Source organism: Microbacterium sp. B24, from assembly GCF_000333415.1.
In the GTDB taxonomy this organism is placed as follows: domain Bacteria; phylum Actinomycetota; class Actinomycetes; order Actinomycetales; family Microbacteriaceae; genus Microbacterium.
On sequence record NZ_BADB01000499.1, the window covers coordinates 1 to 18,520 of the forward strand.

General features: G+C 70.9%; 23 protein-coding genes. 16 read left to right on the forward strand and 7 right to left on the reverse strand.

Annotation, left to right across the window (positions count from 1 at the left end; all coding sequences use genetic code 11):
* Together I5I_RS14425 and I5I_RS14430 are read right to left on the reverse strand one after the other, a co-directional pair.
* Positions 1-516, reverse strand: a 516-nt coding sequence (locus tag I5I_RS14425; protein ID WP_036321336.1) for a phosphoribosylaminoimidazolesuccinocarboxamide synthase, incomplete at its 3' end; no start/stop codon positions are given.
* Between the two features lie 7 nt (positions 517-523).
* A complete protein-coding gene (locus I5I_RS14430; RefSeq protein WP_051039648.1) occupies positions 524-883 on the reverse strand; it encodes a hypothetical protein in 360 nt (119 codons plus the stop codon).
* An 88-nt stretch (positions 884-971) separates the two neighbouring features.
* On the opposite strand from I5I_RS14430, the gene I5I_RS14435 reads away from it, so the two are divergent.
* Entirely contained in the window at positions 972-1,604 is a 633-nt protein-coding gene (locus I5I_RS14435; protein WP_036321304.1) for a PadR family transcriptional regulator, read from the forward strand.
* Positions 1,601-3,085: a DHA2 family efflux MFS transporter permease subunit gene (locus I5I_RS14440; RefSeq protein ID WP_036321306.1), complete on the forward strand. Its 1,485-nt coding sequence runs from the start codon at positions 1,601-1,603 to the stop codon at positions 3,083-3,085. Before I5I_RS14435 ends, I5I_RS14440 begins: the two co-directional genes overlap by 4 nt.
* A gap of 55 nt (positions 3,086-3,140) precedes the next feature.
* Here the strand turns inward: I5I_RS14440 and purD are convergent, their stop codons facing one another.
* Positions 3,141-4,415: a phosphoribosylamine--glycine ligase gene (gene purD / locus I5I_RS14445; RefSeq protein ID WP_036321308.1), complete on the reverse strand. Its 1,275-nt coding sequence runs from the start codon at positions 4,413-4,415 to the stop codon at positions 3,141-3,143.
* Positions 4,416-4,469: 54 nt separating this feature from the next.
* Here purD and I5I_RS14450 point away from each other — a divergent pair, with 54 nt between their 5' ends.
* Positions 4,470-4,838: a sterol carrier family protein gene (locus tag I5I_RS14450; protein ID WP_036321311.1), complete on the forward strand. Its 369-nt coding sequence runs from the start codon at positions 4,470-4,472 to the stop codon at positions 4,836-4,838.
* 25 nt (positions 4,839-4,863) lie between these two features.
* Here the strand turns inward: I5I_RS14450 and I5I_RS14455 are convergent, their stop codons facing one another.
* Complete coding sequence (locus tag I5I_RS14455) at positions 4,864-5,787, reverse strand: NADP-dependent oxidoreductase (protein WP_036321313.1); 924 nt, start codon at positions 5,785-5,787, stop codon at positions 4,864-4,866.
* Positions 5,788-5,854: 67 nt separating this feature from the next.
* On the opposite strand from I5I_RS14455, the gene I5I_RS14460 reads away from it, so the two are divergent.
* From I5I_RS14460 to I5I_RS14485, 6 genes are all read left to right on the forward strand, one after another.
* Complete coding sequence (locus I5I_RS14460) at positions 5,855-6,844, forward strand: Gfo/Idh/MocA family protein (protein WP_036321315.1); 990 nt, start codon at positions 5,855-5,857, stop codon at positions 6,842-6,844.
* Positions 6,841-7,278: a helix-turn-helix transcriptional regulator gene (locus I5I_RS14465; RefSeq protein WP_036321317.1), complete on the forward strand. Its 438-nt coding sequence runs from the start codon at positions 6,841-6,843 to the stop codon at positions 7,276-7,278. Before I5I_RS14460 ends, I5I_RS14465 begins: the two co-directional genes overlap by 4 nt.
* A 5-nt stretch (positions 7,279-7,283) precedes the next feature.
* Positions 7,284-7,694, forward strand: a complete 411-nt coding sequence (locus I5I_RS14470) for a VOC family protein (protein WP_036321319.1) — start codon at positions 7,284-7,286, stop codon at positions 7,692-7,694.
* A gap of 12 nt (positions 7,695-7,706) precedes the next feature.
* Positions 7,707-8,144, forward strand: coding sequence for a hypothetical protein (locus tag I5I_RS14475; protein ID WP_036321321.1), 438 nt, complete (start codon positions 7,707-7,709; stop codon positions 8,142-8,144).
* Positions 8,145-8,243: 99 nt separating this feature from the next.
* Positions 8,244-8,936 carry a hypothetical protein gene (locus I5I_RS14480; protein ID WP_036321339.1) on the forward strand — a complete coding sequence of 231 codons (693 nt, stop codon included), beginning with the start codon at positions 8,244-8,246 and terminating at the stop codon, positions 8,934-8,936.
* A complete protein-coding gene (locus I5I_RS14485) occupies positions 8,933-9,268 on the forward strand; it encodes a hypothetical protein (protein ID WP_036321323.1) in 336 nt (111 codons plus the stop codon). Before I5I_RS14480 ends, I5I_RS14485 begins: the two co-directional genes overlap by 4 nt.
* 15 nt (positions 9,269-9,283) lie before the next feature.
* Here the strand turns inward: I5I_RS14485 and purB are convergent, their stop codons facing one another.
* Together purB and I5I_RS14495 are read right to left on the reverse strand one after the other, a co-directional pair.
* A complete protein-coding gene (purB, locus tag I5I_RS14490; RefSeq protein ID WP_374699923.1) occupies positions 9,284-10,690 on the reverse strand; it encodes an adenylosuccinate lyase in 1,407 nt (468 codons plus the stop codon).
* Positions 10,691-10,730: 40 nt separating this feature from the next.
* Positions 10,731-11,234 (reverse strand): low molecular weight protein-tyrosine-phosphatase, encoded by a 504-nt coding sequence (locus tag I5I_RS14495; RefSeq protein ID WP_036321343.1) that lies wholly within the window; start codon positions 11,232-11,234, stop codon positions 10,731-10,733.
* Positions 11,235-11,361: 127 nt separating this feature from the next.
* Here I5I_RS14495 and I5I_RS14500 point away from each other — a divergent pair, with 127 nt between their 5' ends.
* Positions 11,362-11,613, forward strand: coding sequence for a hypothetical protein (locus I5I_RS14500; protein ID WP_036321324.1), 252 nt, complete (start codon positions 11,362-11,364; stop codon positions 11,611-11,613).
* Positions 11,610-12,938, forward strand: coding sequence for a hypothetical protein (locus I5I_RS14505; protein ID WP_036321326.1), 1,329 nt, complete (start codon positions 11,610-11,612; stop codon positions 12,936-12,938). The genes I5I_RS14500 and I5I_RS14505 overlap by 4 nt, the downstream gene beginning before the upstream one ends.
* Positions 12,939-12,954: 16 nt before the next feature.
* On the opposite strand, the gene I5I_RS14510 is transcribed toward I5I_RS14505, so the two are convergent.
* Positions 12,955-13,356 carry a phage holin family protein gene (locus tag I5I_RS14510; protein WP_005051743.1) on the reverse strand — a complete coding sequence of 134 codons (402 nt, stop codon included), beginning with the start codon at positions 13,354-13,356 and terminating at the stop codon, positions 12,955-12,957.
* A gap of 79 nt (positions 13,357-13,435) precedes the next feature.
* On the opposite strand from I5I_RS14510, the gene I5I_RS14515 reads away from it, so the two are divergent.
* From I5I_RS14515 to I5I_RS14535, 5 genes are all read left to right on the forward strand, one after another.
* On the forward strand, positions 13,436-14,506 hold the full coding sequence (locus I5I_RS14515; protein ID WP_036321328.1) for a histidinol-phosphate transaminase: 1,071 nt from the start codon (positions 13,436-13,438) through the stop codon (positions 14,504-14,506).
* Between the two features lie 91 nt (positions 14,507-14,597).
* On the forward strand, positions 14,598-15,725 hold the full coding sequence (locus I5I_RS14520) for a thiamine pyrophosphate-dependent enzyme (protein WP_036321330.1): 1,128 nt from the start codon (positions 14,598-14,600) through the stop codon (positions 15,723-15,725).
* Entirely contained in the window at positions 15,725-16,702 is a 978-nt protein-coding gene (locus I5I_RS14525; RefSeq protein WP_036321332.1) for an alpha-ketoacid dehydrogenase subunit beta, read from the forward strand. The genes I5I_RS14520 and I5I_RS14525 overlap by 1 nt, the downstream gene beginning before the upstream one ends.
* Before the next feature lie 128 nt (positions 16,703-16,830).
* Positions 16,831-18,156 carry a dihydrolipoamide acetyltransferase family protein gene (locus tag I5I_RS14530; RefSeq protein ID WP_036321334.1) on the forward strand — a complete coding sequence of 442 codons (1,326 nt, stop codon included), beginning with the start codon at positions 16,831-16,833 and terminating at the stop codon, positions 18,154-18,156.
* Between the two features lie 31 nt (positions 18,157-18,187).
* The coding region (locus I5I_RS14535) for a MarC family protein (protein ID WP_275574474.1) at positions 18,188-18,520 on the forward strand (333 nt) is incomplete at its 3' end.

Sequence of the window (18,520 nt, forward strand, 5' to 3'; positions counted from 1 at the left end):
CCGGGGTGACAGCGGCTCGGGCAGACGGTCGCCGTCCTGCAGGCCGGCCGGCAGGGGGATGCCGCAGACCGTCCCCGCGGCGACGTACTCCTTCCAGCCCGAGCCGGTCAGATAGCCGCGCACGACGCACTCGATCGGCAGCATGTCGAGGGTGCGCACGATCATCGCCCGACCCGTGACGGCGTCCGGGACGAGATCAACCGCGTCGTCCGATCCGGAGGGGAGCGCGTGGGTCGCGGCCAGGTGGTTCGGGATGCGGCGGCCGCCGTCGGCGCCGGAGAGCTGGTCGAACCACCACAGGCTGAGGGTGGTGAGCAGCTCGCCCTTTCCCCGGATGCCGGGGCTCAGGACGTGATCGAACGCGCTCACCCGGTCGCTGGCGACGACGAGCATGCGCTCGGCCGGTGCGGGGCTGTCCGACGCGGGGCGGTAGAGGTCGCGGACCTTGCCCGAGTAGACGTGGGTCCAGCCGGGCAGATCGGCGGGCGCGGCGGAGGGCGAGGAGGCGTCGGTCACGCGTCCATTATCGCGGGGACGGTGCGGCTGTGCCGCCGCCTGCGTGCGGGGTGATCTCGTCGACGAAGGCGTAGGCCTCCGCCACGACGTCGGGCCAGAGATCCACGGCATCGGTCCCGACGAAGACCCACTCGCGCATCGCGCGGCCGCGCATGGTCATCCGTGCCGCCCTGCCGGTCTGCTCGAGCGCGGTCACTCTGCTTTCGGGCAGCTTCGCGATCAGTCCCGACCGATAGCCCATGAACGCGAACACCTTCCCGCGGATGCGCAGGCCCTCGCTGCCGAACATCGGGCCGATGTCGACGCCCGGGAGCACCATGTACTCGGCGGCGATGTCGTCGAACACCGCGCGCGCCTCTGCCGTCATGAGCAGACCGTAGCGCGCCGTGACAAATCGGCGTATAGTCCATGTGGACTAATCAAGATGGAATAACAAGCCGCGGAGGAGAACAGTCGTGAAGAGCGCCGTGGACCGGCTCACACCGTTGGGAGTGATGGTGCTCGCGCTGCTGCGCGAGGACGACATGCACCCCTACGAGATGATCCGGCTGATGCGGCACCGTCACGACGATCGCATCGTGTCGGTGACCAACGGCACGATGTACCACACCGTCGCACGTCTGGAGAAGTCCGGTCTGCTCGCCGAGGTCGGCGTCGATCGGGACGGCAACCGGCCGGAGCGCACGACGTACACCCTCACCGATGCCGGCCACGAGGTCGTCCAGGACTGGGTGCGCCGGGAGCTTCCGCTCCTGGACCGACCCGTCGAGTTCCGCGTGGCGCTGGCCGAGGCGCACAATCTCCCCCGCGAGGACGTCGTGGCGCTGCTGTCGACCCGTCGGGAGCATCTCGCCCGTGCGCGCGACGAGCTCGCCGACGGCATCGCCCATGCGCGCGAGAGCAAGACCGGCCCGGCATCCGTCATCGAGCAGTACCTCATCGAGATCGATCGCGAGCGGGCCCTGCTCGCCGCCGACCACGACTGGCTCGCCGACCTGCTGGAACGGCTCGCCCACCCCGACTTCGTGTGGGGATCACACGAGAAAACCGATCGCTATCTGGCACAGAGAGAAGCTGCTCGCTCATGACCGAACAACGCACGCGCGATGTGACCGCGCCCGCACCCACCCCCGAACGCAACCCGTGGCCCGCCCTCTGGGCGCTCGTCATCGGGTTCTTCATGATCCTGGTCGACACCACGATCGTCTCGGTGGCCAACCCCGCCATCAAGGCGGCCCTCGACCCGTCCACCAACAACCTCGACAACGTCGTGTGGGTCACGTCGGCCTACCTCCTGGCGTATGCCGTGCCCCTGCTGATCACCGGCCGTCTGGGTGATCGATTCGGACCGAAGCGCATCTACCTCATCGGCCTCGCGATCTTCACGCTCGCATCCCTGGGCTGTGGCCTGTCGGGATCCCTCGAGATGCTGATCGTCTTCCGCGCGATCCAGGGCCTGGGTGCCGCACTCATGACCCCGCAGACGATGGCCGTCATCACCCGCACCTTCCCGCCCCAGCGCCGTGGTGCCGCGATGGGCCTGTGGGGAGCGACCTCCGGGGTCGCCATGCTCGTCGGGCCGCTCGCCGGAGGCCTGCTCGTGGACGGCCTCGGCTGGGAGTGGATCTTCTTCGTCAACCTGCCCGTCGGTGTGATCGGCTTCGTCCTCGCGTGGATGCTCGTCCCGAACCTCGAGACGCACCCCCACCGCTTCGACCTGGTCGGGGTCGTCCTGAGCGCGGTCGGCCTGTTCCTCATCGTCTTCGGTCTGCAGGAGGGTGAGCACTTCGACTGGGCCGCCTGGGTCTGGACGATGATCGCGGGCGGCGTCGTGGTCATGGCGCTCTTCATCTGGCAGCAGGCGAAGACCCGCAGCGAGCCGCTCGTGCCGCTCGGACTGTTCCGCGACCGCAACTTCTCGGTGTCGAACTTCACGATCGCCACGGTCGGCTTCACGGTGACGAGCATGTCGCTGCCGCTCATGTTCTTCGTGCAGCTGGCGCGCGGTCTCACGCCCACCGAATCGGCGCTCCTGCTCGTGCCGATGGCCGTCGCCGCGGGTGTGCTCTCGCCGCTGACCGGCCGGCTGCTCGACCGGGTCGACGCCCGCGTCCTGCTGGTGCCGGGGCTGCTCCTGGTCGCCGGATCGCTCTTCTGGTACTCCTCGCTGATGCACGCCGACACTCCGATCTGGATGTTCCTGCTGCCCTCGTTCCTGATGGGCGTCGGAAACTCCGGCATGTGGGGACCGCTGGCCACCACGGCGACCCGCAACCTCGAGCCGCGCCAGGCGGGCGCCGGCGCGGGCATCTACAACACGACGCGCACGATCGGTTCGGTGCTCGGCTCGGCGGCGATCGCCGCGTTCATGCAGTCGCGTCTCGAGGCGAACCTGCCGGGCGCCTCGAACGCCGGCGGCGACTTCGGTGCGGGACAGCTGCCCGCGTTCGTCGTCGACGGCTTCTCGAACGCCATGGCGCAGACGATCCTGCTGCCGGCGATCGTGCTGCTGATCGGCGTCGTCGCCGTGCTGTTCATGCAGCTCCCGCCGCACCTCGTCAAGCGCTGAGCGCGCGCGGCATCGCCCATCGCCGCCCGGTGAGGCCCGACGACGACACGACTCGTCAGTCGAGCGCCACCCGGGCGGCGATGTCGCGTCGGTAGTGCGAGCCCTCCAGGGCGATCCGTTCGAGAGCGGCATACGCCTGTTCGCGCGCGGCGCCGAACGAGGAACCGGTCGCCACGACATTGAGCACGCGTCCCCCCGTCGCCACCAGCTCGTCGCCGCTCACCGCCGTCGCGGCGTGGGCGAGGTGCACTCCCGGGACGGATGCCGCGGCCTCCAGTCCCGTGATGGCGCGCCCCGTCCGCGGCGCCTCGGGGTAGCCCTCGCTGGCGAGCACGACCGTGATCGCGGCCGTGTCGGCGAACGTCGGTGCCGGCTCGTCCTCGAGGGTTCCGGATGCCGCGGACATGAGCAGCCGCGACAGCGGGCTCGTCAGACGCGCGAGCACGACCTGCGTCTCGGGGTCGCCGAAGCGGGCGTTGAACTCGATGACCTTGATGCCGTCGGCAGTCAGGATGAGGCCCGCGTAGAGCAGACCGATGAAGGGGGTGCCCTCGGCATCCAGCGTGCGGATGACCGGTTCGGCGACCGTCCGGGTCACCTCGGCGACGAACGCCTCTTCGCTGCCGAAATCGTCGCTCAGCCATGGCAGCGGCGAGTAGGCGCCCATCCCACCCGTGTTCGGACCCGCGTCGCCGTCGTAGGCGCGTTTGAAGTCCTGTGCGGGGCTGAGCGCCCGCACGGTGTCGCCGTCGCTGACGAAGAAGAGCGACACCTCCGGCCCGGAGAGGAACTCCTCCACCAGCACGGGGCCGGTGGGAAGGTAGGTGTCCGCGTGCGCGAGCGCCGCCTCGCGGTCGTCGGTGACGACGACCCCCTTCCCGGCGGCCAGCCCGTCGGCCTTCACGACGTGCGGCGCGCCGTAGGCGTCGAGGGCGGCTTCGACCTCTGCGCGGGTCGTCGCGCGCGTCGCCCGGCCCGTGGGCACGTGGGCGGCATCCATGATCCGCTTCGCGAACGCCTTCGAGCCCTCCAGCTGCGCGGCTGCCCTGCCGGGACCGAACACCGGAACGCCGTGCTCCCGCAGGGCGTCGGCGACTCCCGCGACCAGCGGCGCCTCGGGGCCGATGATCACGAGGTCGATGTCGTGGTCGTTGGCGTACTCGGTCACTGCGGCCGGGCTGTTCGCATCGAGGTCGGCAACGATCGTGGCGTCCGCGGCGATGCCCGCGTTGCCCGGGGCCGCGAACAGATCGTGCCCCGCGTCCTCCCCCTTCAGAGCGAGGAGGATGGCGTGCTCGCGGGCACCGGAACCGAGGACGAGAATGCGCACCCGGCCAGCCTACCGACGGCCCGCCGCGTCGTCGGTGCGGGCTAGCGTGAAGGCATGGCCCGCAAGATCTCCACCGCCGACGGTCGTGACGCGCTCGCCGCTGTCGCCGCGGCGACGGATGCCGACGTGACACCCCCGCGCACGGCGCTGGCGACCGCCGTGCGCTACCTGCTCCAGCTGCTGGCAGAGAAGGCCCCCGGCAACACCGTCGAGGTGCGCGTGCCGCCGTTCGGCGCGGTGCAGGTGGTCGAGGGCCCGCGGCACACCCGCGGTACCCCGCCGAATGTCGTCGAGACAGACGCGACCACCTGGATCGCGCTCGCGACCGGTGTCGAGTCGTGGGCCGAGGCCCGGGCCGCCGGTCGCATTCTCGCGTCCGGAACCCGGGCCGACCTCGCGCCCCTTCTGCCGCTGCGGCCGTGAGACCGCCGCCGCGAGGCGGGGGCGATCAGACGGTGACGACGATCTTGCCGCGAGTGTGGCCCTCTTCGAGAGCGGCGTACGCGGCGGCGGCCTCGTCGAGCGGATAGGTCGCGGCGATCTCGACGCGCAGCTCACCCGACGCGACGAGTTCAGCCAGCTCGCCCAGCTGCGACGCGTTCGGGCGGACCCACACGTAGTGGCCGCCGAACTCGGTGCGTGCGCGGGCATCGGCGATCGAGGCGACGACGCCGCCGTCGGCGAGCAGATCGGGCGTCGAGTCGAGCGTCGAGCCGCCGACGAAGTCGATGATGACATCGAACCCCTCGGGGGCGATCTCGCGGGCAGCGGGGACGAGGCCCTCGCCGTAGACGACGGGCTCGGCGCCCAGATCGCGGAGGTACGCGTGGTTGCGCTCCGACGCCGTGCCGACAACACGAGCCCCGAGCCGGCGTGCGAGTTGCACGCCGAACGAGCCCACCCCACCGGCGGCGCCGTGGATCAGCACGGTCTGACCCGCGCCGACACCGGCGCGCTCCAGCGTCTGCAGCGCCGTCAGCCCGGCCAGCGGCAGCGCGGCGGCATCCTCGAACGACAGACCTTCGGGCTTCGGAGTCGCGGTGCGCACCGGCACCGGCATGAACTCGGCGACCGAGCCGTTCTCGACGATGTCGGCGCGGGCGTAGGCGAGCACCGCGTCACCGACGGCGAACTCGGGGGTGTCCAGACCCGTCTTCTCGACGATGCCGGCGACGTCCCAGCCGGGCACGACCGGAAGGCGGGTGTCGATGAGGCCGCGCAGGTAGCCCTCGCGGATCTTGTAGTCGACGGGGTTGATCCCGGCCGCGACGACCCTCACCACCAGGGTGTCGGGGCCGACGTGGGGCTCCTCACGGTCGGTGAGCTCGAAGCGGTCGTTGCCGCCGAAATCCGAATAGACGAGTGCCTTCATGCTGAGTTCCAACCGTCGGCGGACACCATCCATTCCTCGAGGCAGGCGCCGCGCCTATTCTGGGGGCGTGATCAGACTCGCCACGATCGGCACCAGCACCATCACCGAGAAGTTCGCGGATGCCGTCGCGCAGACGCCCGGCATCCGCATCGACGTGGTCTTCTCCCGCGACGCAGCGCGCGGACGCGCGTTCGCCGATCGACTCGGCGTCGACGGCGTCAGTACCGATCTCGAGGCGCTGCTGGCCTCCGGCGATGTGGATGCCGTGTACGTCGGTTCGCCGAACGGCGCCCACGCCGCGCAGGCCGAAGCGGCCATCGCGGCGGGCGTGCACGTGTTCCTCGAGAAGCCGGCGACGCCGACGGCCGACGAGTTCGCGCGCCTCGTGGAGGCCGCCCGCTCGCGAGGTGTCGTCGTGTTCGAGGGCATGCGCAACGCCTACGACCCGGGCATGGCCCGCCTCCGTACCCTGCTGCCACAGGTGGGAACGGTGCGGCTCGTGTCGTTCGGGCAGAGCCAGCGCTCGGCGCGCTACGACCTCGTGCTGGCCGGCGAGACGCCGAACATCTTCGACCCGGCTCTGGCGGGCGGGGCCCTGTTCGATCTGGGCGTCTATCCGCTCAGCGCCGCCATCGAGCTGTTCGGCCCGCCGCGCGCGGTGGTCGGGGCGACGGCGACGATCGCGACCGGTGCCGACGGAGCGGGTGCGGCCGTGCTCGCCTATGACGGCTTCGTCGTGCAGATCGGCTTCTCCAAGATCGGCGCCTCGCGTCGGCCGAACGAGATCCAGGGCGAGCTCGGCACGATCGAGATCGACGAGATCACGGCGCCGCGCCGGATCACGCTCGACCTCTTCTCCGGTGTCCACGAGGAGATCGAGATCGACGGGCCCGACAACAACATGCGCTTCGAGGTGGCGCGCTTCGCGCAGCTCGTCCGCGCAGGCGCCGACGCGTCGGCCGACCAGCAGCGCAGCCTCGAGGTGCTGCGCGCCGTCGAGGCGATCCGTGCCGATGCCGAGAAGCTGCGCGCCGCATCGGGACGCGCCGCGCGGTGAGCGCCGGGGTCGAGCTCGACACGCTCGTGCGGATGCGACGCGTGCGCGACATGATGGACCGCGATTTCGCCCAGCCCCTCGACCTGCCCACCCTTGCGCGGGCCGTGCACGTCTCGCCGGGTCACCTGTCGCGACAGTTCCGGCGGGCCTACGGCGAAACGCCCTACTCGTACCTGATGACGCGTCGTGTCGAACGCGCCATGACCCTCCTGCGGACGACGCAGCTCGCCGTCACCGACATCGCGCTCGCCGTCGGCTGCCCGTCTCTGGGCACCTTCACCACACGCTTCACCGAGCTGGTGGGCGTGTCTCCGGGACGCTATCGCACCCGCGGCGCGCCCTTCCGCGTCGGCATGCTCCCCTGCATCGCCCGTCGGCTGACCCGACCGGTCAGGAATCGAGAAGCGCTCGAGCGCGAGACCGGCCTATCGTGAGGCCCATGAGCATCAGCATCCACTCCTCCTTCCTGCCGCACGTCGACGCCGAGGCGTCGCTCGCGTTCTACCGCGACGTGCTGGGATTCGAGGTGCGCCTGGATGTGGGCTACGAGCACCTGCGGTGGATCACGGTCGGCCCCGCCGGCCAGCCCGACACCGCGATCGTGCTGCACCCGGTCGGTGTGGGACGCGACATCAGCGACGACGAACGGCGGACGCTCGCCGAGCTCGTCGCGAAGGGCAGCTACTTCGGGGTCAACCTGGCTTCCGACGACCTCGACGGCGACATCGCCCGCCTGGCGGCGGCGGGCGCCGACATCGTGCAGTACCCGACCGATCAGGACTACGGGCTGCGGGATGCCGCGGTGCGCGATCCCGCCGGCAACCTCCTGCGCATCCAGCAGTCCCACTGAGAGGAGACACCCATGAGTGACACCAAGATCGGCTTCAGCGCCGATGAGCGTGCGGCGATGGCGCAGCGCGCCGAAGAGCTGCGATCCACGAAGGGGCTGAAGGGCGCCGCCAAGCTGGCTGCGGAGTTCGAGGCGTGCATCGCGGCGATCGATGCCTTGTCCGGCACCGACCGCGAGGTGGCCACGCTGCTGCACCGGGTCGTCACCGAGGAAGCGCCCCAGCTCGCGCCGAAGACGTGGTACGGCTTCCCGTCCTATGCCCGCGACGGGAAGGTCGTCGTCTTCTACCAGCCGGCGTCGAAGTTCGACACCCGATACGGCACGGTGGGCTTTCAGGAGCATGCGCTGCTGGATGATGGGGACATGTGGGCGACGTCCTTCGCCGTCGTCGCCGTGACACCGGCCGTGGAAAAGACGCTGCGGGAGCTCGTCGCCCGCTCGGTGGGCTGAGCGCGCACCGCCGGCATCCGGCGAAGGTCGGCGCCGGATCGGCGCGGGCGACGACCTAGACTGGTGGGGTTCCACCGTCCCCGATCCGATGAGTCCGACGTGTCCGACGACGCCCCCGCTCCCAGCCGTACCCACGGTGCCGGAGCGACCCGCACCTTCGACGTGCGTCATGTGCAGCTCGGTCGCGCCCTGCTCGCCGCTCTCGCCGCCGTGATGGTGACCTTCTCGCCCGACCACTCGGCATCCGTCGGTCTCGCCGTCTTCAGCGGCTGGGCGATCGCCACCGCGCTCGTGCTCCTGATCGGCGCCTGGCTCGCCTTCCCGCGCGAACGCCGTTCCGTTCCGATCCTGCTCGGAGTGCTGACTCTGCTCGCGGGAATGGCCACCGGTATCCCGGGGCTGCGTTCGACGGCCCTGTTCTTCGTCGTCGTCATCGCGTGGGCGCTCATCGCGGGTGTCGCCGAGCTCGTCGGGGGCGTTCGACTGCGCCGCGGCGCTGCGTCACTGGACGGCGTCCTGCGCAGCGAGCGCAGGGACGAGGGGCGTGACGGCGTGCTCGCGGGCGCGCTCACCATCGCCCTCGGTGTCGGTCTGCTCCTGGTGAACCCCGCATACAGCCTGGAGTACTTCATCTCCGAGGCCGGGCGTTCCTTCACCCTCACCGGCATCACCATCGGTGTCGGCCTCTTCGGCGGCTACGCCGCCATCATCGCCGTCTTCCTCGGCATCGCCGGCTTCTCGCCGCGACGCTCCGCTGCCGAGGACGGCACCCGTTCAGGAGGATCCGCATGAGCGAGCCGCGTCCCACCCGTCGTGATCTGCTCAAGCCGGTGCAGCTGCTGGGCTTCGCCTTCGCCGCCGCCGTGTTCTCCGGCCTCGTCACTCTCGTCTCGATGGGGTTCTTCCAGGATCTCACCGGCGATGAGCGCGTGCACGTCGTCGTGGTCTCGCTGGTCGTCGCCGGCGTCGCCTTCATCGCGACCCTGGTGATCATCGCCCTGTGCATGCTCGCGATCGACCCGGCCAAGATGGGCGGCGAGATCGACCACGGTGTGCTGATGGACGACACGGATGCCGTCGCGTCGCCCGACGCGACGGACGACGGCGCCGCGCCGCGCGTCTGAGCCCGTCGAACGCGGTCAGACCCGGTCGACGAGCTCGTCCGCGAGGCCGGTGTAGCCGGCCGGGGTGAGGGCCAGCAGGCGCTCCTTGGCGTCGTCGCCGATGTCCAGGCCGCGCACGAACTCCGCCAGCTCGGAGCCGCCGACGCGGCGCCCGCGCGTGAGTTCCTTCAGCAGCGCGTAGGGGTCGGTGATCTGCGACCGACCCGCGACGATCTCCGCGCGCACCACGGTCTGGATCGCCTCGGCCAGCACTTCCCAGTTGGCGTCGAGGTCGGCCAGCAGCACGTCACGCGACAGTGAGATCTCGGTGAGCCCGCGCTGCAGGTTGTCGAGAGCGAGCAGCGAGTGGCCGAACGCGACGCCGATGTTGCGCTGCGTCGTGGAGTCGGTGAGGTCGCGCTGCATGCGGCTCGTGACGAGGGTCGAGGCGAGGGTCGTGAACAGACCTCCCGAGATCTCGAGGTTCGCCTCGGCGTTCTCGAAGCGGATCGGGTTGATCTTGTGCGGCATGGTCGACGAGCCGGTGGCGCCGGCGACCGGGATCTGGGCGAAGAAGCCCATCGCGATGTAGGTCCAGATGTCGGTCGCGAGGTTGTGCAGGATGCCGCCGGCGTGCCGCACGCGGTCGTACAGCTCCACCTGCCAGTCGTGCGACTCGATCTGCGTCGTCAGCACGTTGAAGTCGATGCCGAGGCCCTCGATGAACGCGCGGGAGAGCTCGGGCCAGTCGACGTCGGGCGCGGCGGCCAGATGGGCCGACCAGGTGCCGGTGGCGCCGGAGAACTTCGCCAGGTACTCGCCGTCGGCGATCTGGGCGGCCACGCGCTCGAGCCGCCAGGCGAAGACGGCGAGCTCCTTGCCCATCGTCGACGGAGTGGCGGGCTGGCCGTGGGTGCGCGAGAGCATCGCGGCATCCCGGTGCTGGTGTGCGAGCGCCGACAGGGCGTCGATCACGGCGCGCAGCTTCGGCAGCCAGACGCTCTCGACGGCGCGCTTGACCGTCAGGGCGTACGAGGCCGAGTTGATGTCCTCGCTGGTGCACGCGAAGTGGGTGAGCTCGGCGACGGCGTCCAGGCCCAGCGTCTGCAGGCGGTCGCGCACGAGGTATTCGACGGCCTTCACGTCGTGACGGGTCACCGACTCGGTGGAGGCGAGCCACTCGATCTCCGTCGAGCCGAAGGCCCGGTAGAGCTCGCGCAGGGCGTCCTTCTGCTCGTCGGTGAGCGCCGTCGAGCCGAAGAGGCCGCGGTCGGTGAGCGTGATGATCCACTCGACCTCGACCTCGACGCGCGCGCGGTTGAGCCCGGCCTCGGACAGGTACGCCGACAGGTCGGCGACGGCGCCGCGGTAACGGCCGTCGAGGGGGCTGAGGGGCTGGGGGGCGAGGGTGTTCGCGGTGGTCACGACGTGGGCTCCGATCACGGTGTCTGTCGACGCGCGGCCGATGCGCACGACGACACGCTCACAACGGACGGATGGCCGGTTCGAGCTGCCGGAAGAGCGCCCGACTCGCGCTCTCGATCATACCGAGCACGTCGTCGAACATCTCCGGGCCGGCGTAGTACGGGTCGGGAACGTCGAGGTTGCCGTGGGCCTCGGGGTCGAACGAGAGCAGGAGCGCGAGCTTGTCGGCATCCGTCGTCGTGCGCGCCCAGCTGGCGAGGATGCGCTCGTGCGAACGGTCGAGGGCGACCACGAGGTCGTTGCGTTCGAAGTCGTCGAGGGTGAACTGGCGCGCGCGGTGGCGCGCGCCGTCGTAGCCGCGCCGCGCGAGCGCCTCGAGGGTACGGCTGTCGGCGCGTTCGCCCACGTGCCAGTCGCCCGTCCCCGAGCTGGTCGACACCACGCGCGCGCCGAGGCCGGCGCGTTCGGCGATCTCGCGGAAGACGATCTCGGCCATGGGGGAGCGGCAGATATTGCCGGTGCAGACGAACACGACGCGAAACGGTGCGGCGTCGGCAGTCACCTCCCCATTGTGGTGCAGGTCGCCGGCCGCACGAAAGACCTCCTCCCCACGCGGCTGCGCGCCGAGACGGTCCACGGATGCCGGGACCACCGCCCGGGGCTGCGTCGCCCGGGGCGACGATCGTCGCGTGGACCGACTCGCCGACATCGCCGATGCCCGAGCCGGCCTGCGTCACGCGCGCGACCTCCTCGCGGCGGCGAATCTGCGGATGCTCGGGCTGGGGGTCGACGCGCAATGGGAGACAGCGGCGGCAGAGCCGGTCCGGGAACGTCTCGACGCCAGCGCACGGCTGAGCGCGATGGCGATCGACGAGATCGACGAGTGGGATCGTGACCTGGCTCACGCGGCCGAACGGGCACTGATCGAGGCGGACGGATGAGCGATGACGTCGATATCCGCTCCGGCGGGCTCATCGCGGTCGACACCGACGCCCTGCGAGAGCTCTCCGGCGCCCTCGGTCTGATCGCCGCGCATCTCGACGAGGCCGCAGACACCCTCGCGGCCGCCGGTGCCGCATCGCTGGCGGCCGGGCTCTGGGTCGCCGATCCCGCCGGGCGGGCGCGGGGGGCGCAGTCGATCGTGACCGAGCTGTCGCGCACGCTCGAGGTGCTCGCCGAGGCGTACGACCTCGCCGAGACGGAGGCGCTTCACGCGCTCCACGGCCCCCGCGACGTCGACGCGATGCGGCTCGCCGCCGCGCGGATGCAGGCCGAGGCGGATGTGGCGGCGGCGGCGAGGCGGCTCGCGGACGAGTGGATCGACGGCCGTCACCGCGACATCGAGGATCAGATGCGGGCCAGCGCCCTCCTGCTCGGTGTCTACGCGCCGCTCGGACCCGCCCTGACGCTGCTGACGGCCGCCGTCCGCCGCGCCGATCGGGGAACGGTGCCCGCCGCGGCGCCCCCGCTGCGGCCCGGGGCCGAAACGGCATCCGTCGAGGAGATCAGCGTGCATGTCGCGACCGGCGCCGCGGCCGCGCCGCGCGGACTGGTCGACGCCATCGACCGGATGCCGGGAGCGGACGGCCTGGACGATGCACGGGTGCGCGTGGAGGAGTACCGCTATGCGTCGGGCGAGCGGGAGTTCGTGGCGTATATCGCGGGCACCCGCGCGGCGTTCGCGCCGGACGAGCCGTGGGACATGACCTCCAACCTCCAGCTCTACTTCGGCGAGCAGTCGTCGTCGTACGTCGCGGTGGAGCGCGCACTGGCGGCGGCCGGGGCGGTCGCGGGAAGCCGCGTGCATCTGTTCAGCCACTCGCAGGGCGGCATGATCGCGGCGCACCTGACGCGGGACGGCCGCTTCGACGTCGTGACCGAGGTCAGTTTCGGCAGCCCCGTCCAGGCCGACCAGATCGACGATGTGCTCTCCGTCGCCGTCCGCCACACCGACGATCCGGTCGCGGCCTTGGCGGCGGGCGGCATCCCCGGGGTGTCCGGCTCTGCCGACAGCGTCGTCGTCGAACGCGAGGCTGATCCGATGCCGCGCTGGAGTGACGCGACCTTCTCGGTGCACCAGCTCGGCGCCTACCGCGAGACGGCGGCGATGGTCGACGCTTCGGCCGATCCGCGCATCGCGGTGCTGCGCGAGCGGCTCGCACCTCTGGCGGGGGCGGCTGTCGTCACCTCGACGGTCTACGGCGCCCACCGCGAGCCGAACCGCTCGGCGGATCGGCGCCGGCGCTCGGGAGGAGGAGGGCTCTGACGAGGAGGCGCGACCGTCAGCTGCGGCGCTTCTTTTCCTGCGGGCGCAGCAGAATGCCGAACACCCAGTTGATCAGCGAGATGAGAATCGCGGCAACGACGCCGAGCCAGAAGCTCTCGACGGTCAGGCCCCAGCCCCATGAACTCGTGACCCATGCCGTGATCCACAGCAGCAGCCCGTTGATGACGAACGAGATGAGCCCGAGCGTGAGGATGTACAGCGGGATCGCGACGATCTTGATCACCGTGCCGATGATCGTGTTCACCAGCGCGAAGATCGCGGCGACGGCGAGCAGGGTCAGCACGAGCTGCAGCGTCTCACCGGGCGCGAACGGCGTCACCCCGACCCGGAGGGCGGGGATGAGGGTCACGACCCAGATGGCGAAGGCGTTGACGACGACGCGGACGATGAAGCGCATGGTGCTCACAGTCTTCCACGCGGATGCCGCGCTCGAAAGGTTCAGGCCGCCGTCGCATCGCCCCTCGTAGACTCGACGCGTGACCGATCTGCCCGTGCGCATCCGCCCCGAGATCGCCGCCCTCCCCGCCTACAAGCAGGGCAAGCAGGCCGGCGCCGAGGCGTTCAAGCTGTCCAGCAACGAGAACCCCTTCGCGCCGCTGCCGAGCGTCGTGGCCGCGGTGCAGGCGGCCATCGCCGTCAACCGCTATCCCGACGCCTCATCACCGCGTCTGCGGGCCCGCCTCGCGGAGCGCTTCGGCGTCGGTGACGACGCGGTGCACATCGCGGCCGGGTCGGTGTCGATCCTCTTCCAGCTCGCCCAGGCCACGAGCGGACCGGGCGATGAGATCCTCTTCTCCTGGCGTTCGTTCGAGGCCTACCCGAGCCTGGCGACGGTGGCCGGCGCGACGGCCGTCACCGTCCCGAACGATCCGGCGGGCGGTCACGACCTCGACGCGATGGCCGACGCCGTCACCGAGCGCACCCGCATGATCATCGTCTGCAGCCCGAACAATCCGACGGGTCCGGTGGTGACCCAGGCGGGCTTCGATGCGTTCCTCGCCCGCGTCCCGAATGACGTCCTCGTCATCCTCGATGAGGCGTACGCCGAGTTCGTCACCGATCCGGATGCCGTGGCCGGCGCCGACGTCATCGCCGCCGGACACGCGAACGTCGTCGTGCTGCGCACCTTCTCGAAGGCCTACGGTCTCGCCGGCCTGCGCGTCGGCTACGCCGTCGGCGACCCGCGCATCCTGGCGGCCGCGCGCAGCACCGGCATCCCCCTGTCGGTGACGGCCGCCGCCGAGGAAGCGGCCCTGGCCAGCTTGGATGCCGAGGAGGAGCTGCTCGAGCGCGTGCGCACCCTCGCCGCGCACCGCGACGACCTGGCCGCACGGCTGCGCGCGGCGGGGTGGGACGTTCCCGAGGCGCAGGGCAACTTCGTCTGGCTGCCGGCCGGCGCGCGAGCCCTCGAGGTCGCGGCGGCGTTCGAGGAGGCCGGCCTGATCGTGCGCCCCTTCGCCGGTGACGGGGTGCGCATCTCCATCGGCGAGCACGAGGCGATCGAACCGATCGTGCGGGTGGCGGCATCCGTCGCAGCGCACCGTTAGTCCTGCCCGTGTTGTCGGCACACGGCGGATCGCGATTCCCGTTGTCGATCCCATGCAGTCGGACGCATGCGCGGGGCGTTAGCGTGGGAACATGACCCCGCCTGACGACCCGGCCCTCGTGCGCGTTCTGGCGGCGGACGGGACGTTCGCCCCCACACCCGAAGCCGAGCGCTACCTGCCGCTCATCGACGCGCTCTCCGACGCCGAGCTCGAGACGTTCTACCGCGACATGGTGGTCGTGCGCGCCTTCGATCGGCAGGCCACCAACCTGCAGCGGCAGGGCCAGCTCGCCCTGTGGCCGCCGTCGCTCGGGCAGGAGGCCGCCCAGGTCGGATCGGTGCGTGCCGCCCGGCCGCAGGATCACCTGTTCCCGTCGTATCGCGAGCATGTCGTGGCCACCGCCCGCGGCGTGGACCCGATCGACATCATCCGCGTGATGCGCGGTCTCACGCACGGCGGCTGGGACCCGACCGACCCGAAGAACGGCAACGTGCGCATCTACACGCTCGTCCTCGGATCGCAGACGCTGCACGCGACCGGCTTCGGTATGGGGCTCGTCTTCGACAAGAGATGCGCCACGGGCGACCCGGACCGTGACGAGGCCGTCGTGGTCTACTACGGCGACGGCGCATCCAGCCAGGGCGACGTGCACGAGGCGATGGTGTTCGCCAACACCTACCGGACCCCCCAGGTGTTCTTCCTGCAGAACAACCACTGGGCGATCTCGGTGCCGGTCGCCACCCAGTCGCGGGCTCCGCTGTACCGCCGCGGCGCGGGGTACGGCATGCCGTCGACCCTCGTCGACGGCAACGACGTGCTGGCCAGCTACGCGGTCTCCAAGCTCGCGCTCGACGAGGCGCGCGCCGGCGAGGGACCCCGCGCGATCGAGGCGATGACCTACCGCATGGGCGCGCATACGACGAGCGACGACCCCACCAAGTACCGCACGTCCGACGAGGAGCAGTCGTGGGCGCGGCGCGATCCGATCGCCCGCATGCGTGCTTACCTCGAGGCGCGGGGGGCGGCGGCATCCTTCTTCGACGAGGTGGATGCCGCGGCGCAGGCCTACGCGGACGATGTGCGCGTACGCACCAACGCGCTCGGCACGATCGAGCCCGAGTCGATGTTCGCGCACGTCTACAGCGAGGACCACCCGTTGATGGTGGAGCAGCGTCGCTGGCTCGCCGATTACGAGGCGTCGCTGGAGGGAGGAGTCTGATGGTGGAGTCCATGCCCCTCGCGAAGGCGCTCAACGCGGGTCTTCGCGCCGCGATGGCCGCCGACGACCACGTCCTGCTCATGGGCGAGGACATCGGTCGCCTCGGCGGCGTGTTCCGCGTGACGGAAGGCCTGCAGGCCGAGTTCGGCGAGCAGCGGGTGCTCGACACCCCCCTCGCCGAGTCGGGCATCGTCGGCACCGCGATCGGTCTGGCGATGGCCGGGTTCCGTCCGATCATCGAGATCCAGTTCGACGGCTTCGTCTTCCCCGCCTTCGACCAGATCACGACGCAGCTCGCCAAGCTCACCAACCGGCACGAGGGCGCGCTGCAGATGCCGGTCGTCATCCGCATCCCGTACGGCGGCCACATCGGAGCCGTCGAGCACCACCAGGAGAGCCCGGAGGCGTACTTCACGCACACCGCGGGCCTGCGCGTCGTCTCTCCGTCGACGGCGAACGACGCGTACTGGATGATCCAGGATGCCGTCCGCTCGCCCGACCCGGTGATCTTCCTCGAGCCCAAGGCCAAGTACTGGATGAAGGGCGACGTCGACAGCGCCGAGCGCCCCCTGCCGCTGCACGCGTCGCGGCTCGTGCGCCGCGGCACCGACGTCACGCTCGTCGGCCACGGCGCGATGGTCACGACGCTGCTGCAGGCGGCCGCGCTCGCCGAGAGCGAGGGCACCTCGTGCGAGGTGATCGACCTGCGCTCGCTCTCGCCGATCGACTACGGTCCCATCCTCGACTCGGTGCGCCGCACGGGCCGCATGGTCTACGCGCAGGAGGCGCCCGGCTTCACGTCGGTGGGTTCCGAGGTGGCCGCGACCGTCATGGAACGGGCGTTCTTCGCCCTGGAGGCGCCGGTGCTGCGCGTGTCGGGCTTCGACGTGCCGTTCCCACCCGCCAAGCTCGAGGGCACCTACCTCCCTGATGCCGACCGCATCCTCGAGGCCGTCGACCGCGCCCTGGCCTACTGACCCGCCCCGCCCCGCCCCGCCCCGCCCATGACCGCGAGACACCAGCCCCGCACCGAGACACGAGTCGTAGCCCCGTGTCTCGGTGCGCATCACGTGTCTCGCGGACTCAGGCCCTGAAGGAGAACGACATGAGCGAGCAGATCTTCCACCTGCCGGACGTCGGCGAAGGCCTCACCGAGGCCGAGATCGTCCAGTGGCGCGTCGCGCCCGGCGACACCGTCGAGGTCAACGACGTGCTCGTCGAGATCGAGACGGCCAAGTCGCTGGTCGAGCTGCCCTCGCCCTTCTCCGGCACCGTCGGCGAGCTCCTCGCCCCCGAGGGTGAGACCGTCACGGTCGGGGCCCCCATCATCACGATCGGCGGCGCCGCGGCGGATGCCGAGACCCCGGCACCCGCGCAGCCCGAGGCGGCCGCGGCATCCGACGACGGCGGCGCCGTGCTGGTCGGCTACGGCACGGGCGCCGGAGCGACCTCGCGCCGCAAGCGCCCCGCCGAGCGCGGTGAGACCGTGCGGGCGTCCGTCGGGGTCGTCGCCAAGCCGCCGGTGCGAAAGCTCGCGCGCGATCTGGGCGTCACGCTCGCCGAAGTGACCCCCACGGGGCCCGCCGGCGAGGTCACCCGCGACGACGTCGTGCGCCACGCCGAGCAGGCCAGCGTCTTCCGCAACATCGCGACGCCCGCCGCCCCCGCCGAGCGGGAGCAGACCATCCCGGTCTCGGCCTCGCCCGTGCCCGCCCCGCCGGTCGGCGAGCGTGAAGAGGCGATTCCGGTCAAGGGCGTGCGCAAGGCCACGGCATCCGGCATGGTGCGCTCCGCCTACACCGCGCCGCACGTGTCGGTGTGGACCGACGTCGACGCGACCCGCACGATGGAGCTCGTCAAGCGCCTGAAGGCCTCGCCCGACTTCGCCGACATCAAGGTCTCGCCGCTGCTGATCATGGCGCGCGCGGTGATCTGGGCGGTGCGACGCACGCCGCTGATCGGCGCCGCGTGGATCGACAAGGAAGACGGCTCGGCCGAGATCCGGGTGCGCAACTACGTCAACCTCGGCATCGCCGCCGCGACGCCGCGGGGCCTGCTCGTGCCGAACATCAAGGACGCCCAGGACCTCAACCTCCGTGAGCTCGCCAAGGCCCTCGAGAAGCTGACGCTGACGGCCCGAGAGGGAAAGACCACCCCGGCCGACCAGCAGGGCGGCACGATCACGATCACGAACATCGGCGTCTTCGGGATGGATGCCGGCACCCCGATCATCAACCCGGGCGAGTCGGGCATCGTCGCGATGGGCACGATCCGCCAGAAGCCGTGGGTCGTCGACGGCGAGGTGCGTCCCCGCTTCGTCACCACGGTCTCGGGCTCGTTCGACCACCGCGTGATCGACGGCGACGGGATGAGTCGCTTCATCGCCGATGTCGCATCGATCCTGGAGGAGCCGGCGCTGCTGCTGGACTGACCCCCGGCATCCGCTGCGACACAATGAAGGCATGCTGACCGTCTTCGTCGCCGCGCTCGCGGCGCTCGTCCCGATCACGAACCCGATCGGGGCGGTTGCGGCCTACGCCGGGCTGTCCGCCCACCTCGACGAGGCCGACCGGCGCCGGCAGTCGTGGCTCACGGGCATCTACGTCGCCGCCATCCTGACCGTCTTCGCGCTGCTCGGAACCCTGATCCTGCAGTTCTTCGGCATCTCGCTGGGCGCGCTGCAGATCGCCGGCGGCCTCGTCGTGATGCACTCCGGGTTCGGTATGGTCGTGCCGCGCGCGCTGGGCGCGGGGGCCTCGGATGCCGAGAAGGACATGCCGCCCCGAAGACCGACA

What these genes read in the sequence shown, in the direction of transcription:
- I5I_RS14430 (WP_051039648.1), bottom strand. Translation starts at nt 883, where the DNA reads ATGACGGCAGAGGCGCGCGCGGTGTTCGACGACATCGCCGCCGAGTAC.
- I5I_RS14440 (WP_036321306.1), top strand. Translation starts at nt 1,601, where the DNA reads ATGACCGAACAACGCACGCGCGATGTGACCGCGCCCGCACCCACCCCC.
- I5I_RS14450 (WP_036321311.1), top strand. Translation starts at nt 4,470, where the DNA reads ATGGCCCGCAAGATCTCCACCGCCGACGGTCGTGACGCGCTCGCCGCT.
- I5I_RS14455 (WP_036321313.1), bottom strand. Translation starts at nt 5,787, where the DNA reads ATGAAGGCACTCGTCTATTCGGATTTCGGCGGCAACGACCGCTTCGAG.
- I5I_RS14470 (WP_036321319.1), top strand. Translation starts at nt 7,284, where the DNA reads ATGAGCATCAGCATCCACTCCTCCTTCCTGCCGCACGTCGACGCCGAG.
- I5I_RS14475 (WP_036321321.1), top strand. Translation starts at nt 7,707, where the DNA reads ATGAGTGACACCAAGATCGGCTTCAGCGCCGATGAGCGTGCGGCGATG.
- I5I_RS14485 (WP_036321323.1), top strand. Translation starts at nt 8,933, where the DNA reads ATGAGCGAGCCGCGTCCCACCCGTCGTGATCTGCTCAAGCCGGTGCAG.
- I5I_RS14505 (WP_036321326.1), top strand. Translation starts at nt 11,610, where the DNA reads ATGAGCGATGACGTCGATATCCGCTCCGGCGGGCTCATCGCGGTCGAC.
- I5I_RS14510 (WP_005051743.1), bottom strand. Translation starts at nt 13,356, where the DNA reads ATGCGCTTCATCGTCCGCGTCGTCGTCAACGCCTTCGCCATCTGGGTC.
- I5I_RS14520 (WP_036321330.1), top strand. Translation starts at nt 14,598, where the DNA reads ATGACCCCGCCTGACGACCCGGCCCTCGTGCGCGTTCTGGCGGCGGAC.
- I5I_RS14525 (WP_036321332.1), top strand. Translation starts at nt 15,725, where the DNA reads ATGGTGGAGTCCATGCCCCTCGCGAAGGCGCTCAACGCGGGTCTTCGC.
- I5I_RS14530 (WP_036321334.1), top strand. Translation starts at nt 16,831, where the DNA reads ATGAGCGAGCAGATCTTCCACCTGCCGGACGTCGGCGAAGGCCTCACC.